This window comes from Novosphingobium marinum, assembly GCF_013408095.1.
Classification (GTDB): domain Bacteria; phylum Pseudomonadota; class Alphaproteobacteria; order Sphingomonadales; family Sphingomonadaceae; genus Novosphingobium; species Novosphingobium marinum.
In genome coordinates this window covers 387868-403349 of record NZ_JACBZF010000002.1, presented here as the reverse complement: position 1 = coordinate 403349, position 15482 = coordinate 387868, and the positions used below count along the sequence as shown (strand labels likewise).

Annotated in this window: 20 protein-coding genes; 13 read left to right on the top strand and 7 right to left on the bottom strand. The window is 65.4% G+C overall.

Annotation, left to right across the window (positions count from 1 at the left end):
* Nucleotides 1-105: 105 nt before the first annotated feature.
* The 5 genes from FHS75_RS06650 to FHS75_RS06630 form a co-directional block, all read right to left on the bottom strand.
* Nucleotides 106-435 (bottom strand): flagellar protein FlgN, encoded by a 330-nt coding sequence (locus tag FHS75_RS06650; protein ID WP_229735687.1) that lies wholly within the window; start codon nt 433-435, stop codon nt 106-108.
* Nucleotides 432-719: a flagellar biosynthesis anti-sigma factor FlgM gene (locus FHS75_RS06645; RefSeq protein ID WP_179406916.1), complete on the bottom strand. Its 288-nt coding sequence runs from the start codon at nt 717-719 to the stop codon at nt 432-434. Before FHS75_RS06645 ends, FHS75_RS06650 begins: the two co-directional genes overlap by 4 nt.
* A gap of 98 nt (nt 720-817) precedes the next feature.
* Nucleotides 818-1306 (bottom strand): flagella basal body P-ring formation protein FlgA, encoded by a 489-nt coding sequence (locus FHS75_RS06640; RefSeq protein ID WP_179406915.1) that lies wholly within the window; start codon nt 1304-1306, stop codon nt 818-820.
* Nucleotides 1303-1764 (bottom strand): hypothetical protein, encoded by a 462-nt coding sequence (locus FHS75_RS06635; RefSeq protein WP_179406914.1) that lies wholly within the window; start codon nt 1762-1764, stop codon nt 1303-1305. The genes FHS75_RS06640 and FHS75_RS06635 overlap by 4 nt, the downstream gene beginning before the upstream one ends.
* Nucleotides 1761-2429: a MotA/TolQ/ExbB proton channel family protein gene (locus tag FHS75_RS06630; protein ID WP_179406913.1), complete on the bottom strand. Its 669-nt coding sequence runs from the start codon at nt 2427-2429 to the stop codon at nt 1761-1763. The genes FHS75_RS06635 and FHS75_RS06630 overlap by 4 nt, the downstream gene beginning before the upstream one ends.
* 186 nt (nt 2430-2615) lie before the next feature.
* On the opposite strand from FHS75_RS06630, the gene flgB reads away from it, so the two are divergent.
* From flgB to FHS75_RS06565, 13 genes are read left to right on the top strand one after another with little or no spacing between them, the layout of a single operon-like run.
* Nucleotides 2616-2963, top strand: a complete 348-nt coding sequence (flgB, locus tag FHS75_RS06625; RefSeq protein ID WP_179406912.1) for a flagellar basal body rod protein FlgB — start codon at nt 2616-2618, stop codon at nt 2961-2963.
* Between the two features lie 2 nt (nt 2964-2965).
* Entirely contained in the window at nt 2966-3367 is a 402-nt protein-coding gene (flgC, locus tag FHS75_RS06620; RefSeq protein ID WP_373285045.1) for a flagellar basal body rod protein FlgC, read from the top strand.
* Nucleotides 3364-3681, top strand: a complete 318-nt coding sequence (locus tag FHS75_RS06615) for a flagellar hook assembly protein FlgD (protein ID WP_179406910.1) — start codon at nt 3364-3366, stop codon at nt 3679-3681. The genes flgC and FHS75_RS06615 overlap by 4 nt, the downstream gene beginning before the upstream one ends.
* 1 nt (nt 3682) lies before the next feature.
* Nucleotides 3683-4489 carry a flagellar hook-basal body complex protein gene (locus FHS75_RS06610; protein WP_179406909.1) on the top strand — a complete coding sequence of 269 codons (807 nt, stop codon included), beginning with the start codon at nt 3683-3685 and terminating at the stop codon, nt 4487-4489.
* Nucleotides 4490-4504: 15 nt separating this feature from the next.
* Nucleotides 4505-5248, top strand: a complete 744-nt coding sequence (locus tag FHS75_RS06605; protein ID WP_179406908.1) for a flagellar basal body rod protein FlgF — start codon at nt 4505-4507, stop codon at nt 5246-5248.
* A gap of 16 nt (nt 5249-5264) precedes the next feature.
* A complete protein-coding gene (gene flgG / locus FHS75_RS06600) occupies nt 5265-6053 on the top strand; it encodes a flagellar basal-body rod protein FlgG (RefSeq protein WP_179406907.1) in 789 nt (262 codons plus the stop codon).
* 2 nt (nt 6054-6055) lie between these two features.
* Nucleotides 6056-6721 carry a flagellar basal body L-ring protein FlgH gene (locus FHS75_RS06595; protein ID WP_179406906.1) on the top strand — a complete coding sequence of 222 codons (666 nt, stop codon included), beginning with the start codon at nt 6056-6058 and terminating at the stop codon, nt 6719-6721.
* Nucleotides 6722-6735: 14 nt separating this feature from the next.
* Nucleotides 6736-7833: a flagellar basal body P-ring protein FlgI gene (locus tag FHS75_RS06590; protein WP_179406905.1), complete on the top strand. Its 1098-nt coding sequence runs from the start codon at nt 6736-6738 to the stop codon at nt 7831-7833.
* Nucleotides 7830-8135 carry a rod-binding protein gene (locus tag FHS75_RS06585; protein ID WP_179406904.1) on the top strand — a complete coding sequence of 102 codons (306 nt, stop codon included), beginning with the start codon at nt 7830-7832 and terminating at the stop codon, nt 8133-8135. Before FHS75_RS06590 ends, FHS75_RS06585 begins: the two co-directional genes overlap by 4 nt.
* A gap of 3 nt (nt 8136-8138) precedes the next feature.
* Entirely contained in the window at nt 8139-9476 is a 1338-nt protein-coding gene (gene flgK, locus FHS75_RS06580; protein ID WP_179406903.1) for a flagellar hook-associated protein FlgK, read from the top strand.
* Nucleotides 9477-9487: 11 nt separating this feature from the next.
* The gene (locus tag FHS75_RS06575; protein WP_179406902.1) at nt 9488-10402 is read left to right on the top strand and encodes a flagellin N-terminal helical domain-containing protein; all 915 of its coding nucleotides are present in this window, start codon (nt 9488-9490) and stop codon (nt 10400-10402) included.
* A 25-nt stretch (nt 10403-10427) separates the two neighbouring features.
* Entirely contained in the window at nt 10428-11291 is an 864-nt protein-coding gene (motA, locus tag FHS75_RS06570) for a flagellar motor stator protein MotA (RefSeq protein WP_179406901.1), read from the top strand.
* Nucleotide 11292: 1 nt separating this feature from the next.
* On the top strand, nt 11293-12138 hold the full coding sequence (locus FHS75_RS06565; protein ID WP_179406900.1) for a flagellar motor protein MotB: 846 nt from the start codon (nt 11293-11295) through the stop codon (nt 12136-12138).
* Between the two features lie 90 nt (nt 12139-12228).
* Here the strand turns inward: FHS75_RS06565 and katG are convergent, their stop codons facing one another.
* Nucleotides 12229-14430, bottom strand: a complete 2202-nt coding sequence (gene katG, locus FHS75_RS06560) for a catalase/peroxidase HPI (RefSeq protein WP_179406899.1) — start codon at nt 14428-14430, stop codon at nt 12229-12231.
* 207 nt (nt 14431-14637) lie between these two features.
* Nucleotides 14638-15465 (bottom strand): flagellin N-terminal helical domain-containing protein, encoded by an 828-nt coding sequence (locus FHS75_RS06555; RefSeq protein WP_179406898.1) that lies wholly within the window; start codon nt 15463-15465, stop codon nt 14638-14640.
* Nucleotides 15466-15482 lie beyond the last annotated feature (17 nt).

The window sequence follows — 15482 nt, the reverse complement described above, 5'->3', positions numbered from 1 at the left end:
TTGTCGCGTCGGCGTGCGCTGCTGGCAAGATTTGCGGGGTCTGGCTCAACCCTTGGGCTCCCGGTTCGATTTATCCGGGAGCCTTTCAGCAAGAGGCGTGCCAGTTCAGGCGCGCACTGCAGCATATCCGCCAGCGGCGGCGCGATAGAGTTGCGGCGAGCCGGTCAGGACGTCGAGCCTGCGCGCGACGTTGGCTGCCACAAGGTTGCGCACCTGGCGGTTTACCTCGTTCAGGCGCCTCGCCGCTTCGAGCATGGCGCGGCATTCCTCGTCGATTTGCCCGGCAGATGCCGCATCGAGCGTTCCGCACAGGCGTGTCTTGTCGTTCGAGGTCCCGGTGATCGCGTCGAGGTCGAGACCGGCAAGCGCCTGCCGCTCCGCCTCCAGCACAGCAAGCATCTGCCGCAGCGTTTCGCGTAGCGTGTCCTGCTTCATTTGCCGCTCCTCAGAAGGTAACCGGCAGCGATGATCGCGTCCGCGACCTTTGCGGGAATGACCGGATAGGTACCGGTTTCGATGGCCTTGCGAATGGCTGCGACGCGATCGCTGTCGACCGGTGGGTTGCCGGCGGATAGCATGTCGCTTCGTGCGACCGTGCCCGGCTCGTTTCCGCCGCCGGCGACGGCGCGGCTGGCGTTCGCTTCGCCGCCCGCCTGTCGCGCAAGCCTGCTTTCGATGGCCTTGAGTGGACGCAAGGATCCGATTTCGATGGGTGGCATCGTGCCGCTCCGTTAGGGTTTCGCCTTATCCAGAACGGCAGATGCGAGGAACCTTTAAGCCGGATCGGCAAACAATTGCCGCTGGACGGCAATCTGCCTCACGGCAGCGAAAGGCGGACCAGACCGGGCCGCACGACGAGCGCGCGCAGGGTATCGCCGGACTGCCGCCGCCCCTCGCCGGCTTTGCGAACGCGGATCCAGTCGCCCGCCGAACCCGATTCGAGCGCTTCGCCCGGTTGCGAGACGCTGAAGCCGCGGCCCGCGACCGCGATTGCCACGCTGTCTCCCCTGTTGACGACGGGCACCTGTTTCTCGGCCTGCGCCGCGACCGATACGGACCGGACCGGCACGAAGATGCGCCATCCGTCGGTGTCGGGACACTGCACGACCACCGTCTGACGCGAAGCGGTATTCCAGCGAAGGTCGAGCATGGCCTCGCAGTCCTGCAGCCTGAGACGACGATCGACGGGACGGACTGCACCGCCCTCCTCTCCCGCTGGAGCGCCGGTGAACTGCGCGACCTGCGCATCGATTGCGGCAAGATCGGCAAACGGCGCAGCGGCGAGGATTGCGAGGCTCAGGCTCATGGGACGGCTTCCTTTCGTGTCGCGGCCGCTGTCCGGCCGGCTTTCGCCACATCTTGCAAGGCGTGTGCCATGCCGGCGGGCGCGTCGAACGACAGCACGGCCGAGATGTTTCCGGTACCGGGCTCCACGACGATCCGGACCGGCACGGGGAACGCGGCAGCCTCGCGAGAGAGCCGGTCGGCATCTACTAGCGCAGCTTCCAGCCCTCCCTCGTCGTATTTTGTCGTGATGGTCAGAATCTGGCGCGGATCGGGCGACTGGGCAGCCAGCCAGTCGGACAATGGCGGCGCTCCCTCACTGCTTTCGTAGAAGGCCAGCGGTTCGGACCGCTCCGATACGCCCTGCGTGCGCGCGGGAATGCTCTCGGGCCCACCGAGCGCGGCCCCCGTCACCATGAACAGGATCAGCGAGAGATCGGCGAGTATCGTTTGCCAACCGCTGGCGGCACGCAAGATCATACCGCCTCGTCAACGATCGAAAGCCTCGGGTGCGGCGCGCCTGCCGGTATTGCGTCGGTAACCTGAGCGGCAAGCCAGTCGACGATTGCCTGGCGTTCGCGCTCCTCAGCCTCGGCGGCTCGTTCAAGGACCCGTGCGAGAGGGGCCAGCAAGAGGTTCGCCAGCAGCAACCCGTAGAGAGTTGTCAGGACTGCCATCGAAATAGCCGATGCGAAAGCGCCCTGAGCCAGCCCCTCCGACGGGAGCTGGCTCAGCGAAACGAGCGTTCCTGCAAGCCCGAACACCGGTGCGAGTTCCGAGGCCTGCGAGAAGGTACGCACCGCGCGCGCATTGCTTCGCACGCGTCTGTCCTTGTGCTCCTCGTGCGCGGAAAGCAGTGCGGCGACCGAACGCGTGCCGAGCATCGCGTCCGTCGCCTCGTCGAATTCGTTGTCGCCGAAATGCCTGGGTCTCGCGCGGATCAGGCCGTCCTGCCGGATTTCGCGGACCTGCACTGCAAGCTCTGCACGCGCGAAGTCGGCGTCGAACCTGCTTTTCGCGAGGCGCGCAACGGCGGCGGCAGCATGGCGACAGTCTGTCGCGCCCGCGCGCAGGAACGTGCCCAGCACCGTCCCGCCCACGACGAGCCCTGCAGAGGTTCCATCGAAAAGCGCTGAAAATTCCATGGCTTGCAATCCTCCTGTGCATCGAAGGACGGACAGAGGCCGCCAAATTTCATGCCTGCGGCGGACCTTTGCCGGGTGCGGCAAGACATTGCCGGAAATGGCTCTCCGGTCCGATCTCGACCGCAGAAACCTGCGTTTGGCACGCGCCTTGCTGAAGCTCTTCCGCAACCAACCGGGAGCCTCGTCATGAGCGAAAGCCTGTTCGGAATACACGGTGCGGCACTTGAACTGCGCTCTCAGCGCATGGGTATCATCGCATCGAACATCGCGAATGCCGCAACGCCGGGCTACAAGGCACGCGACATCGATTTCGCGGCGGCGCTGGAAGACCGCAAGGGCGGCGCGAGCAGCGCGCGGGCGGTGGAGGCCGCAACGCGCTACCGCGTACCGGTCATGTCCTCGCTCGACGGCAACACCGTCGAACTGCAGGCCGAGCAACTTGCCTTTTCGGAGAACGCAGTCGGCTACGCGGCCACGCTTTCCTTCATCGAAGGCAGGGTGAATTCGATCACCCGCGCGCTGAAGGGCGAATGACGATGGGGCAGATGACCATCTTCGACCTCGCCCGGCGCGGCATGTCGGCGCAGCTGGTGCGCATGAACGCTGCTGCCTCGAACCTTGCCAATGCCGGGACGGTGTCCGGCAGCGAGGACGGTGCCTATCGCCCCGTCCGCGCCGTCTTCGCCGAGGACCTCGACCGTGCAACCGGCCTTGCCAGCGTCCGCGTTTCGGCCGTCACCCGCGAAAACGCTCCGGCAATCCGCGAACACAATCCCGATCACCCGCTGGCCGATGCCAACGGCGATGTCTGGACCAGCCCGGTCGATGAGAACGCCGAGATGGTCGAGATGCTCGAATCCGCGCGCCAGTACCAGAACCTGGTCGAGGCGCTGTCCACCGCAAAGCAGCTCATGCTCGAAACGATGAGGATGAAATGACCACCAATTCGATCAACGGCGCTTCGCAGGCGGCCTTCGTCGCAGCGGACCGCAAGACCGGTCTCGGCGCGCTTGGCCAGGCCGATTTTCTCAAGCTGATGACCGTCCAGATGCAGCAGCAGGACCCGTTCGACCCGGTCGACCAGAAGGAGATGCTGGCGCAGATGGCGCAGTTCTCCTCGCTCGCCGGGACGGCCCAGATGGGCGAGACGCTCAAGGACATTGCCGCAAAGCTCGACGCGGTCATCGCGGCGCAGGGGATTGCCCTGCCCTCGCCTTCCGAAACCACCCCAGACATCCAGCAGGAGTCCTGACATGTCGTTCTACACTTCGCTTTCCGGGCTCAAGAACGCCCAGACCGACCTCAACGTGGTCGCCCATAACATCGCCAATGCCGAGACGACCGGCTTCAAGAAGTCGCGTGTCGAATTCGCCGACATCGTCGCCGGATCGGCCTATACCAATCCCAAGCACATCCAGGGCATCGGCTCGACGGTCGAGGCGATCAGCCAGAACTTCGCCATCGGCCCGATCGAGCAGACCGGTTCCGCGCTCGACCTTGCGATCAGCGGGGACGGCTTCTTCCAGATGAAGTCGGCCGCGAGCGGCGATGCGCTGTTCACCCGCAACGGCAGCTTCGCGATGGACGAGGCCGGCTACATCCATGACGGGTCGCAGAACCGCCTGCAGATTTTCGCGCCGGGCGCGGACCCGGCCGTCGATGCGCCGATCGACGCACTCGTCCCTGCAACCAACGGGGCAGGTGCCGAATTCGCGGGTGTCACAATCGACAACGACGGAACGGTGCGCGCCTCCTACGCCGACGGAACCAACGAAGTCGTGGGGACTGTCGCTCTTGCGTCGTTCATCTCGCCGAGCGGCCTGCGCCAGGTCGGCTCCTCGAACTGGGAAGCGACGGGACTTTCGGGCACGCCCCAATTCGGACTGCCGGACACCGGCGCCTACGGAGCGCTGATCTCCGGCGCGCTCGAACGATCGAACGTCGATATCGCCGAGGAACTGGTCAGCCTGATCACCGCGCAGCGGTACTTCCAGGCCAACGCGAAGGCGATCGATACCGCCACGCAGATCAGCCAGGCGGTCATCAACCTGCGCACCTGACGGGAAGGCTGAGCGATGGACCGACTGATCTACACTGCCGTTTCCGGCATGGCTTCCTCGATGACGCGCCAGCGCATGATCGCCAGCAACATGGCCAATGCGCAGACCATCGGTTTCCGCGCCGAGGTCCTGGAGCAGTCGCCGGTGACCGTCGCCGGACCCTCGCTCGAAGTGCGCGCGATGAGCCGTGCGGAAGTGCGCGGCGCGCTGATGAAGGAAGGCTCGGTCACGCAGACCGGGCGCGATCTCGACATCGCCATGGAAGGCGATGCCATGCTGACCCTCCTGGCCAGCGACGGCACCGAGGCCTATTCGCGGCGCGGCGACCTGTCGATCTCGGCGACGGGCGTACTCGAAAACGGGGACGGCCTGCCGGTGCTCGGCGATGCCGGTCCCATCACCGTGCCTGCAGGGGCGAAGGTGTCGATCGCGCCGGACGGCGCGGTGATGGTCGCCGATCCTGCCGTTCCGGACGCTCCGCCCGTGCAGGTTGCGCGCATCAAGCTCGCGAGCGTTTCGGGCAGCGACGTCGAAAAGGGCCTCGACGGTCTTTTCCGCGTGCGCGACGGAGGAATCCTGCCAGCGAACGAAAACGCGCGCGTCATGACCGGCGCGCTCGAGCAATCGAACGTCAGTCCGTCCGAAGTCCTCGTCGAGATGGTCGAGGCCCAGCGCCTCTTCGACATCCGCGCCAAGCTCGTTTCCACTGCCCGCGAACTCGACGAAGCGAGCGCGGGCCTCATGCGCATGACATCCTGAACCGGAGTATCCTGCAATGCCCTCATCCGCCCTTCATGTCGCCCGTACCGGGCTGGAAGCGCAGGACGCGCGCATGCGCGTCATAGCGAACAACCTTGCCAACGTGGCGACCACCGGGTTCAAGCGCGACCGCGCCAACTTCGCGACGCTCGCCTACCAGGACGCGCGCGTCGCGGGCCAGCAAAGCTCGAACGAGACGACCTATGCAACGGGCCTCAACCTGGGCACGGGCGTCGGCGTCCAGTCCACGTCGCGGATCGAAACACAAGGTTCGCTCAACGCCACCGGCAATTCGCTCGACCTCGCGCTCGACGGGGACGGGTATTTCCAGGTGCAACTCCCCGGCGGCCAGCTCGGGTATACCCGAGCGGGCAACTTCACGCGCTCGGCCGATGGCCAGCTCGTGACGACGCAGGGCTTCGCCGTGCTGCCGCAGATTGCCATTCCCGAAGGCGCGACGTCGATCGCAATAGCCGAGGACGGCACCGTGTCGGTCTCCATCGCGGGCGAGGCAGAGGCGACGCAGGTCGGCCAGATCACGATAGCCAGCTTCGCAAACCCGGCAGGGCTGCAGGCCGCCGCCGACAACTTCATGCTGGAAACCGGCGCGTCCGGTCCGGCCCAGATCGGCATCGCCGGCGAGAACGGGCGCGGCAATATCCGACAGGGAATGCTCGAAGGTTCGAACGTGAACATCGTGCAGGAACTTGTCGACATGATAGAGACGCAGCGCGCCTACGAGATCAATTCGAAGATGATCTCTGCGGTCGACGAAATGCTGCGCAACGCGAACCAGACGCTGTGATCATGGCCCGAAGGATCGCATTGCTCACCATCGGGATCGCGGCACTTGCGTCGGCGGCACCGGCATACGCCCGCAAGCCGGCTCCGGGCTTCGAACCTGCAGTGCCGCCCGTACCGGCTCCGCCGGCACCCGCAAACGGCAGCATCTTCTCGCCCGTCGCAGGCTACGCAGCGCTTCACGAAGGTACCCGCGCGCGCCGTGTCGGCGATCCGCTGACCATCCTGCTTCTTGAGAGCACGACAACCTCGAAGTCGGTCGCTGCGAAAAGCCAGAAGGGGGGCGGCGCATCGATCACTCCGCCGAGCGCCGGTCTCCTGTCCTTCCTCAATCCAGACGCCCTTAAGATGTCGAGTTCCTCGTCGTTCAATGGTCAGGGCAACGCGGGGCAGACGAGCAGTCTCGCCGCGACGATTTCCGTCACCATCGCGGAAGTGCGCCCGAACGGGACCGCGCTCGTCAGGGGGGAAAAGCAGATGTACCTGAGCCAGGGGCGCGAGTGGATCCAGTTTTCCGGGATCGTGCGACTTGCCGATATCGACATCGAGAACCGCGTTCCGTCGACCCGCGTCGCCGATGCGCGGATCGAGTATTCGGGCAAGGGCGCGCTGCAACGGGCGTCCAGGCCCGGCTGGCTGTCGCGCTTCTTCAACTTCATCAGTCCGTTCTGACCGGAGCGCCCGCGATGATCCGCATACTCGTCTATCTCGCCATCGCACTCGCGGCCCTCGCCCCGTCGATTGCCCACGCCGAGCGCGTGCGCGACCTTGGACAGTTCCAGGGCGTCCGCTCGAACCAGCTGACCGGTTACGGAATCGTCGTCGGACTGGCCGGAACCGGCGACGACAACCTCGAGTACCTGACGCTCGCCATGAAAGGCGTGTCGGGCCGAATGGGGCTGCAATTGCCGCCCGGCGTCTCGCCCGGCCTCAAGAACGCCGCCGCCGTGATGGTGACGGCGGAACTGCCCGCCTTCAGCAAGCCGGGCCAGCGTATAGACGTGACCGTATCGACCATCGGCAAGGCCAAGAGCCTGCGCGGCGGGGCGCTGATCATGACGCCGCTCTACGGCGCCGACGGCCAGATCTACGCGATGGCGCAGGGCAACCTTGCGGTCGGCGGCCTCGGCATCGCGGCGAACGACGGCTCCAAGCTGACCGTCAACGTGCCGACGGTCGGACGTATCTCCGACGGCGCCAGCGTCGAGCGCGGCGTTGCAACCGGCTTCGAGCATGGCGATGTCGTCCGCTACAATCTCTTCAACGCCGACTTCCTCACCGCTTCGCGCGTGAGAGACGCGATCAATGCGCGGCTTCCAGGAATGGCGACGATCGAGGACGGCGTGACCGTCGCGATCAGACTCCCGCCCGGAGCCGACACGCGAGCGAGCCTGATGGCCGTGATCGAGATGATTGAGGTCGAGCCGGCTGAAACGCCTGCCCGCGTCATCGTTAACAGCCGCACCGGCACTGTCGTCATCAACTCCGCCGTTCGCATCGCGCCCGCCGCGATCAGCCACGGCAAGCTTACCGTGCGCATCGACGAGGAGCCGCGTGTCATCCAGCCCGGTCCGTTCAGCGAAGGCGTGACCGCGGTCGAACAGAACAGCGAGATCGCGCTCGAGGAAGACGGCAACGCCGTGGCCCTATTCGAACCGGGAGCCTCGCTCGCCGGCATCGTCGACGCGCTGAACCTGCTCGGCACGAGTCCCTCGGACCTCGTCGCCATCCTCGAAGCGCTCAAGCAGGCAGGCGCGCTCAAGGCGGAAATGGTGGTGATATGAGCCCGCTGTCCTCATCGTCTATCGGTTCGTCGCCCTCCGTCGCGTCCGGTGGCGATCGCGCCGAGCTATCCGCTGCGGCGAAACAGTTCGAGGCGATCTTCCTTCGCCAGATGCTCGCTGCTGCCCGCAAGGCGGGCTTCGGCGACGACCTGCTGGGCAATGGCGGCACCGAAACCTTCCGCCAGATGCAGGACGAGCATTTCGCCGACCTCGCTGCCGGCACCGGTGCCTTCGGCATGGCAGAGAGGATCGAGGCCCAGCTTGCCCAATTCCTTCCGCCCGAAAGCGGCTCGCGGGGATAAGCCATGGCGTCAGACCTTCTCTCCATCGCGAAAAGCGGCACCCAGACGGCGCGCATTGCGCTCGACGTGACCGCGCAGAACATCGCCAACGCCTCTTCCGAGGGGTACGTCAGGCGCAGCGTGCGACTGGAGGAAGTTTCGGCTTCGGGCGGCGCGGGGCGGGTTGCCGACGTGTCGCTTTCGGGCGTGAGGCTCGACAAGGTGGTGCGCAACGCCGACCTCTTCCGCCAGGCCGAGGTCCGCCGGACCGGCTCCGACTTCGCGCGAGCCGCCGCCGAAGTGACGGGCCTCGAGAACATCGAGGCCGCCGTCGAGCAGGCAAGCGTTTTCCCTGCCATCGTCGCGTTCGAAGGCTCGCTCGAAAGGCTTGCCGCAGACCCCGTCGACTCCAGTCTGCGCGCCGCCGTGATGGCGAGTGCCCGAACGATGACGCGCACGTTCAACATCGCCTCGACGGCACTGGACGCGGCCGGGGATGGCCTTCGTTTCGAGGCGGCCGACGGCGTCTCGCAAGTGAATTTGCTGGCCGGAGAACTGGCCCGCGTGAACCTTCGCCTGGCGCGGGCCGCCGACGCATCGAGCGATCAGACAACCCTGCTCGACCAGCGCGACTCTCTTCTCCAGCAGCTCAGCGATCACGTGGACGTCCACGCGCAGATCGCCGCCGACCATACTGTCGAGGTGCGCATCGCCGGCACGAGCGGACCGCAGCTCGTGACAGGCGGGACAGCCGCTTCCTTCGCCATGTCGACGGCTGCGGACGGGACGATCGCGTTTTCCGTGGACGCCGCCTCCGTCACACCGCTGGGAGGAGCGCTCGCCGGCAAGGCGATGGCGCTCGACAAACTCAGAGACATCCGCACCGGGCTGGACACGATCGCGACCGATATCGCCGCGACGGTCAATGCGGTGCAGACAGGCGGCGTTGCGCGCGACGGCAGTCCCGGCCAGCCGATGCTTTCCGGCACGGGGGCAGCGGACCTTGCCCTTGCCTTCGAAGATGGCGCGCTTCTTGCGACGGCTCCGGCGGGCGGTCCCGCGATGAGCCGCGATCCAGCGAACCTTTCCGCGATGCGTCAGGCGCTCGCTGCGGCCGACCCCGCGGGCGAAGCCGACGCGCTCCTGTTCGACATTTCCAGCGCCGTGCAGGGCCGCTCGGTCACGCGCGACGCGCTGTCCTCGATAGCGGGAACCGCCCGTATCGCGCTAGCGGCGCAGGCAGGGGTCGATCTCGATCACGAAGCGGTAAACCTCATCCGTTTCCAGCAGGCCTTCCAGGCATCGGGCCGGGTCATGCAGGTAGCCTCCGACATCTTCGACACGCTGCTCGGCATTCGCTGAAGGAACAGGACATGATCAGTACCAGCACCAGCGCCTTTTTCGAGCGCACCACCCAGGGAATGAACACATTGCGCGCCCGTGCCGAAGCGCTGCAGGAGCAGATCGGCGGGGGCGAGCGGCTTGCGCGATCCTCGGACGATCCGGTCGCCGCCTCGCGCCTGCGCCAGCTATCGCGGGCCGATGACCTTTCGAGTATCGACAGGGCCAACGCCGACCGCGCCTCTGCCGACCTGAAGCTGGCCGACGGCGCTTTGTCCTCGCTCGCGGATCACGTGATCCGCGCCAAGGAACTGGCCATACAGGCAGGGAATGCGACCCTGACCGCGCAGCAGCGCAGCGCCATCGGGGACGAGCTGGAACAGATCCACGGCCAGTTGTTCGCGCTCGCCAATTCGCGTGATTCGTCGGGCCATGCGCTCTTCGGGGGCGAGGCAGCGGGCGCAGCCTACGCGCTCGATGCTGGCGGTAACGCAAGCTACATCGGTACCGCCACCGCCGGCGAGATGCCCATCGGCGACGGACAAACCGTCACAAGAGGCCTGACCGGACCCGAGGTGCTCGAATTCGATGTCGCCGGCATGCCGACCGACCTGATGGCGTTCGTCAAGGACCTCGCGGGCGCATTGAAAGGTGCGGTGGCTGATCCCGCGCAGTACGCGCGCGACGCGCTCGGCGGGCTCGATGCCGGGCTCGAGAAGGTCACGACGGGCCAGACCATCGTGGGCACGCGACTTGCCTGGATCGATCTTGCAGCCGAGCGGCGCGTCGAAATGTCCGAGCTTCGCGCCAGCGAACAGGCCGACATCGGCGGGACTGACATCGCGACCACCGTCGCGCGCCTGCAGGAGACGATGCTCGTGCTCGAAGCCAGCCAGGCGAGCTTCGCACGCCTCTCGTCGCTCAGCCTGTTCGACGCGATCCGCTGAACCCTGCCCGGAAGGACCCCATTCCATGTTCGTAGCCATCGGTGTCATCATCCTCCTCGTCATGGTTTTCGGCGGCTTCGCGCTCACCGGCGGGGCGCTTGGTCCCGTAATGCACGCGATCCCGCACGAAATGCTGATCATCGGCGGTGCGGCAGTGGGCGCCATCGTTACCGGCAACTCGATGCACGAACTGAAAGCGCTGGGAGGCTCGATCGCAAAAACATTCAAGGGGCCGAAGCACACCAAGCAGGATCACGTCGACGCGATCCTCCTGGTTACCCGGCTCATGAAGCTGCTTCGCTCCGAAGGGCCTGTCGCACTCGAAGCGCATGTGCAGGAGCCGCAAAACTCTGCAATTTTCGCCGAGTTCCCGCGCATTCTCTCCAACAAGCCGCTCGTCGCGCTGATCTGCGATACGCTGACTCTCATCGTCGTCTCGTCGGGCACGCTGGAAGTTCATGCGGTCGAGGAGGTCATGGACAATGCGATGAAAACGCACTTCCACGAAATGCACGAACCCCAGCATGCGCTGCAGGGGCTTGCCGACGCCTTGCCGGCGCTCGGCATCGTGGCGGCGGTCCTCGGCGTGGTGAAGACGATGGGTTCGATCGACGAGCCTCCTTCGGTGCTTGGCGGCATGATCGGCTCGGCGCTCGTCGGGACCTTCCTGGGCGTGCTGCTGGCCTACGGTATCGTCGCGCCGATGGCCGGACGCCTGAAGCAGGTGCTCGAACAGGACGAACAGATATTTCACGCAGTGAAGCAGGTCGTGATCGCCAGCCTTCACGGATGGCCCCAGCCGCTTGTCGTCGAAAGCGCCCGGTCCGGCCTCGGCCATGCGTTCCGGCCAGGCCTGTCCGAAATGCTCGACGCGCTGAGAGGCCGCTGACATGGCCGCGAAGAAGCAGCGCGGTCGCAACGAACCGCCGCCGACGCCGATCATCGTCAAGAAGGTGACCGTGGTCGAAGGCGGGCATCACGGGGGAGCCTGGAAGGTGGCCTATGCCGACTTCGTGACCGCGATGATGGCGTTCTTCCTGCTGCTCTGGCTGCTTGGCGCGACCACCGAGAACCAGCGCAAGGGTCTCGCCGATTACTTCACGCCAACGCTGGTCAAGACAAAGCAGGAATCGGCAGGGGCTGGCGGCCTTCTGGGGGGATCGTCGATCACGGACGTCGACAGCTATCCCCATCGTGCGGGGCAGACGGGCACCCGTTCACTCACCATTCCGCGCGACATGACCGGCGGACCGCGCGAGGGATCGGGCAACATCAAGCGGGTCGAGCGCACCAGGCAGCGCATCGAGGAGAAGCTGCAGGCTTCCGCGCGGCTTCGCCGCCTCGCCAGGCAAGTCCGCATGGTGGACACGACCGAGGGTGTCAGGATCGACCTAGTCGACGATGCCGATTTCTCGATGTTCCGCCTCGGCACCACGGTCTTGACGACGGACGCACGCGAATTGCTCGGCGCGATTGCCGAGGGCGTGCAAAGCGATGCCAGCGGCATTGCCATACGGGGCCATACCGATGCGCTCCCCTGGAGGCCGGGCATCAAGGGAAACAACTGGTCGCTGTCCGCCGGCCGTGCCGAAGCTACGCGCCAGGCGCTCATGCTCCAGGGAATCGGCGAGAACCGCTTCCGCCGGATCGAAGGCGTCGCCGATCGGGAGCTGCTCGTTCGCGACGATCCGTCGGACCCGCGCAATCGCCGCATCTCGATAGTGGTCCTGAACTAGGCCAGGTTGCCTTGCACGACCTGGGCCGATCGCGCCGCGCGCAGATCGCGCCGGTCCGCTTTTGTTTGGACCGGCGCTTGTTCTAGCCGATCAGTCGAGGTCGAAGCGGCCTGCATTCATGACCTTGGTCCACGCCGCCACGAAGTCCCGAACGAACTTCTCCTCATTACCATCCTCGGCATAGACTTCCGCGATGGCCCGCAATTGCGAGTTCGAACCGAAGATCAGGTCGGTCCGCGTCGCGCGCCAGCGCTCCTCACCGCTGGCCCGATCGCTCCCGATGAATTCCTCGTCGGAGCTTTCGTCGACGACTTTCCATGCGGTCTTCATGTCGAGCAGGTTGACGAAGAAATCGTTGGTCAGGACACCCGGCCTGTCGGTGAAGACACCCTCGGTCGGATTGCTCGAGTGGTTCGCGCCGAGCACCCTGAGACCACCAACAAGGACGGTCATTTCGGGCGCGGAGAGCCCGAGTAGCTGGGCGCGATCAAGGAGAAGTTCCTCGGTCTTCACCGAGTGCTTGGTCGACAGGTAGTTGCGGAACCCATCGGCCCTGGGCTCGAGCGGTTCGAAGCTTTCGGCATCGGTCCATTCCTCGCTCGCGTCGCCGCGACCGCCCGCAAAGGGCACCTCTACTTCGAAACCCGCGTCCCGAGCGGCCTTTTCGACGGCAGCGGTTCCGCCAAGCACGATCATGTCGGCCAGCGAGACATGGCTGTCACCGCGAAGCTCATCGAGTTTCGCTAGCACCCTTGCCAGTTCGAACGGTTCGTTGACCGCCCAGTCCTTTTGTGGCGCGAGGCGGATCCGAGCGCCGTTCGCTCCGCCGCGATGGTCCGATTTGCGATAGGTCGATGCCGAAGCCCACGCTGCCTTGACCAGTTCGCTCGTGCTCAGCCCGCTGTCGAGGATCGCCTTCTTGAGGTCGGCAACTTCCGAGGCGGAAGGCCTGTAGCCGGCAGGGACGGGGTCCTGCCAGATCAGGTCTTCCTCGGGGACTTCCGGGCCATGGTAGCGGGCCTTGGGACCCATGTCGCGGTGGGTCAACTTGAACCAGGCACGCGCGAAGGCATCGGCGAACTGGTCGGGATTGTCGCGGAAGCGCTCCGAGATTTTGCGATACTCGGGATCGACCTTCATCGCCATGTCGGCGGTGGTCATCATCGTTGGCACCTTCCTCGAAGGATCGTGCGCATCGGGCGCCATGTCCTCCTCCTTCTGGTCGACCGGTTGCCACTGGTGTGCCCCGGCGGGACTTTTCACCAGCTCGTACTCGTAGTCGAGCAGGAGCCGGAAGTAGTTCATCGTCCATTCGATCGGTGTGTTCGTCCACGAACCTTCAAGGCCGCTGGTGATCGTGTGTTCGCCCATTCCGGTCTCGTAGCCGCTCGTCCAGCCGAGTCCCTGGAAGGCGATGTCCGCTCCTTCGGGATCGGCACCGACAAGGCTGGCGTCGCCGGCACCGTGGCATTTGCCGAAGGTGTGGCCGCCGGCCGTCAGAGCCACGGTTTCCTCGTCGTTCATCGCCATGCGGGCGAAGGTCTCGCGAATGTCGCGGGCCGAACCCTCGATATCGGGCTGGCCGCCCGGTCCCTCGGGATTGACGTAGATGAGCCCCATCTGGATCGCGGCTAGCGGGTTTTCGAGCGCCATTTCCTTGTCGGGCTGGATGCGCGTTTCCGCGCCGGTGTTCACCCACTCTTCCTCGGTGCCCCAATAAACGTCGGTCTCGGGCTCGAACACGTCGGCCCGGCCGCCGCCGAAGCCGAAGACGGGGCCGCCCATCGATTCAATGGCCACGTTGCCGGTCAGGATGAAAAGGTCGGCCCAGGAAATGTGCTTTCCGTACTTCTTCTTGATCGGCCAGAGCAGGCGCCGCGCCTTGTCGAGGTTGGCGTTGTCCGGCCATGAATTGAGCGGTGCAAAACGCTGCTGCCCGCTGCTCGCTCCGCCGCGCCCGTCCGCCGTGCGATAGGTGCCCGCTGCGTGCCATGCCATGCGGATGAAGAATGGCCCGTAATGCCCGTAATCAGCCGGCCACCACGGCTGGCTGTCGGTCATCAGGGCATGGAGGTCTTGCTTGAGCGCATCGTAATCAAGTTGCCTGAAAGCCTCGACGTAGTCGAAGTCTTCTCCCATCGGGTCCGGCGAAACGCCACCCTGGTGGAGGATTTCCAGTTGCAGGGCGTCCGGCCACCAGTCGCGATTGGTGCGCCCCAACAGGCTCCGTACGCCGCCGTCTCCTCCGAAGGGGCACCCGCCCCCTGCAATCGATCCGGTCTTCGCGTCCATCGTCCTCTCCTCTCGGCAAGATCACTGATTGATGATCCTACCGCGAAGCTGCGAGTCGGGCGAAACGGTCTGCTCTCCTGAATGTAATCGATAAAACCGATGGAACGCTGCATTTTCATCGGATAGCAAGAAAGGCCCGGCAGCTCTGAAGCCACCGGGCCCGGATTGCGCCCGCGGGAGGGAAACGGGCGATATTCGAAAGGCGAGTTAACGCAGCAGCGAAAGCACGTTCTGCTGGCTCTGGTTCGCCTGCGAGAGCATCGCGGTCGAGGCCTGGCTCAGGATTTGCGCCTTGGCCATGGCCGTCGTCTCGCTCGAGTAGTCGGTGTCCTCGATGCGCGAGCGCGCGTCGGACAGGTTGGTGACGTTGTTCGTCAGGTTGTTGACCGCGGATTCGAGGCGGTTCTGGCCGGCACCGAGCCCGGCACGCGCGCTCGAGATCGAATCGAGTTCTGTATCGAGCGTCGCCAGCAGGCCGTTGGCCGCCGCAGCGGTTGAAACGTCGTACGAGCCTGCCGCACCGCCGCTCGCCGAAAGCGAGGTCAGGTCGGCCATCGTCAGGTCGACCGTATCGGCGGCATTGGCGCCGGCCTGCACGGTGACCGAGGCGGTCGAGCCGTCAAAAAGCGTGACACCGTTGAACTCGCTGTTGGTGATGACCTGGTCGATCTGGGCGGTCAGCTCGTCGACTTCGGTCTGCATGTACGCGCGGTCGGTGGCGTCCTGGTAAGTGCCCGACGAGGACTGCACGGCAAGTTCGCGGACGCGCTGCAGCATGTTGGTGACTTCCGAAAGCGCGCCTTCCGCCGTCTGCGCGAGGCTGATGCCGTCGTTGGCGTTGCGGATGCCCTGGCTCATGCCGCGAACCTGAGCGGTCATGCTGGTGGCGATGGCGAGGCCCGCCGCGTCGTCCTTGGCACTGTTGATGCGCTTGCCCGAAGAGAGGCGCTCCATCGCGGTGCCGAGCATCTTGTTGGCCGAGATCGAGCCGTTCGAGGCCTTCATGGCCGAAATGTTCGTATTGATAACCGACATTGTTAAATTCCCCTGAT

Excerpts from the sequence above, each read along its gene's own strand:
- FHS75_RS06565 (WP_179406900.1), top strand. The coding sequence starts at position 11,293 with ATGGCCGCGAAGAAGCAGCGCGGTCGCAACGAACCGCCGCCGACGCCG.
- FHS75_RS06575 (WP_179406902.1), top strand. The coding sequence starts at position 9,488 with ATGATCAGTACCAGCACCAGCGCCTTTTTCGAGCGCACCACCCAGGGA.
- motA (WP_179406901.1), top strand. The coding sequence starts at position 10,428 with ATGTTCGTAGCCATCGGTGTCATCATCCTCCTCGTCATGGTTTTCGGC.
- FHS75_RS06615 (WP_179406910.1), top strand. The coding sequence starts at position 3,364 with ATGACCACCAATTCGATCAACGGCGCTTCGCAGGCGGCCTTCGTCGCA.
- flgC (WP_373285045.1), top strand. The coding sequence starts at position 2,966 with ATGGGGCAGATGACCATCTTCGACCTCGCCCGGCGCGGCATGTCGGCG.
- FHS75_RS06585 (WP_179406904.1), top strand. The coding sequence starts at position 7,830 with ATGAGCCCGCTGTCCTCATCGTCTATCGGTTCGTCGCCCTCCGTCGCG.
- flgB (WP_179406912.1), top strand. The coding sequence starts at position 2,616 with ATGAGCGAAAGCCTGTTCGGAATACACGGTGCGGCACTTGAACTGCGC.
- flgK (WP_179406903.1), top strand. The coding sequence starts at position 8,139 with ATGGCGTCAGACCTTCTCTCCATCGCGAAAAGCGGCACCCAGACGGCG.
- FHS75_RS06595 (WP_179406906.1), top strand. The coding sequence starts at position 6,056 with ATGGCCCGAAGGATCGCATTGCTCACCATCGGGATCGCGGCACTTGCG.
- FHS75_RS06645 (WP_179406916.1), bottom strand. The coding sequence starts at position 719 with ATGCCACCCATCGAAATCGGATCCTTGCGTCCACTCAAGGCCATCGAA.
- FHS75_RS06630 (WP_179406913.1), bottom strand. The coding sequence starts at position 2,429 with ATGGAATTTTCAGCGCTTTTCGATGGAACCTCTGCAGGGCTCGTCGTG.
- katG (WP_179406899.1), bottom strand. The coding sequence starts at position 14,430 with ATGGACGCGAAGACCGGATCGATTGCAGGGGGCGGGTGCCCCTTCGGA.
- FHS75_RS06590 (WP_179406905.1), top strand. The coding sequence starts at position 6,736 with ATGATCCGCATACTCGTCTATCTCGCCATCGCACTCGCGGCCCTCGCC.
- FHS75_RS06650 (WP_229735687.1), bottom strand. The coding sequence starts at position 435 with ATGAAGCAGGACACGCTACGCGAAACGCTGCGGCAGATGCTTGCTGTG.
- FHS75_RS06555 (WP_179406898.1), bottom strand. The coding sequence starts at position 15,465 with ATGTCGGTTATCAATACGAACATTTCGGCCATGAAGGCCTCGAACGGC.
- FHS75_RS06605 (WP_179406908.1), top strand. The coding sequence starts at position 4,505 with ATGGACCGACTGATCTACACTGCCGTTTCCGGCATGGCTTCCTCGATG.
- flgG (WP_179406907.1), top strand. The coding sequence starts at position 5,265 with ATGCCCTCATCCGCCCTTCATGTCGCCCGTACCGGGCTGGAAGCGCAG.
- FHS75_RS06635 (WP_179406914.1), bottom strand. The coding sequence starts at position 1,764 with ATGATCTTGCGTGCCGCCAGCGGTTGGCAAACGATACTCGCCGATCTC.
- FHS75_RS06610 (WP_179406909.1), top strand. The coding sequence starts at position 3,683 with ATGTCGTTCTACACTTCGCTTTCCGGGCTCAAGAACGCCCAGACCGAC.
- FHS75_RS06640 (WP_179406915.1), bottom strand. The coding sequence starts at position 1,306 with ATGAGCCTGAGCCTCGCAATCCTCGCCGCTGCGCCGTTTGCCGATCTT.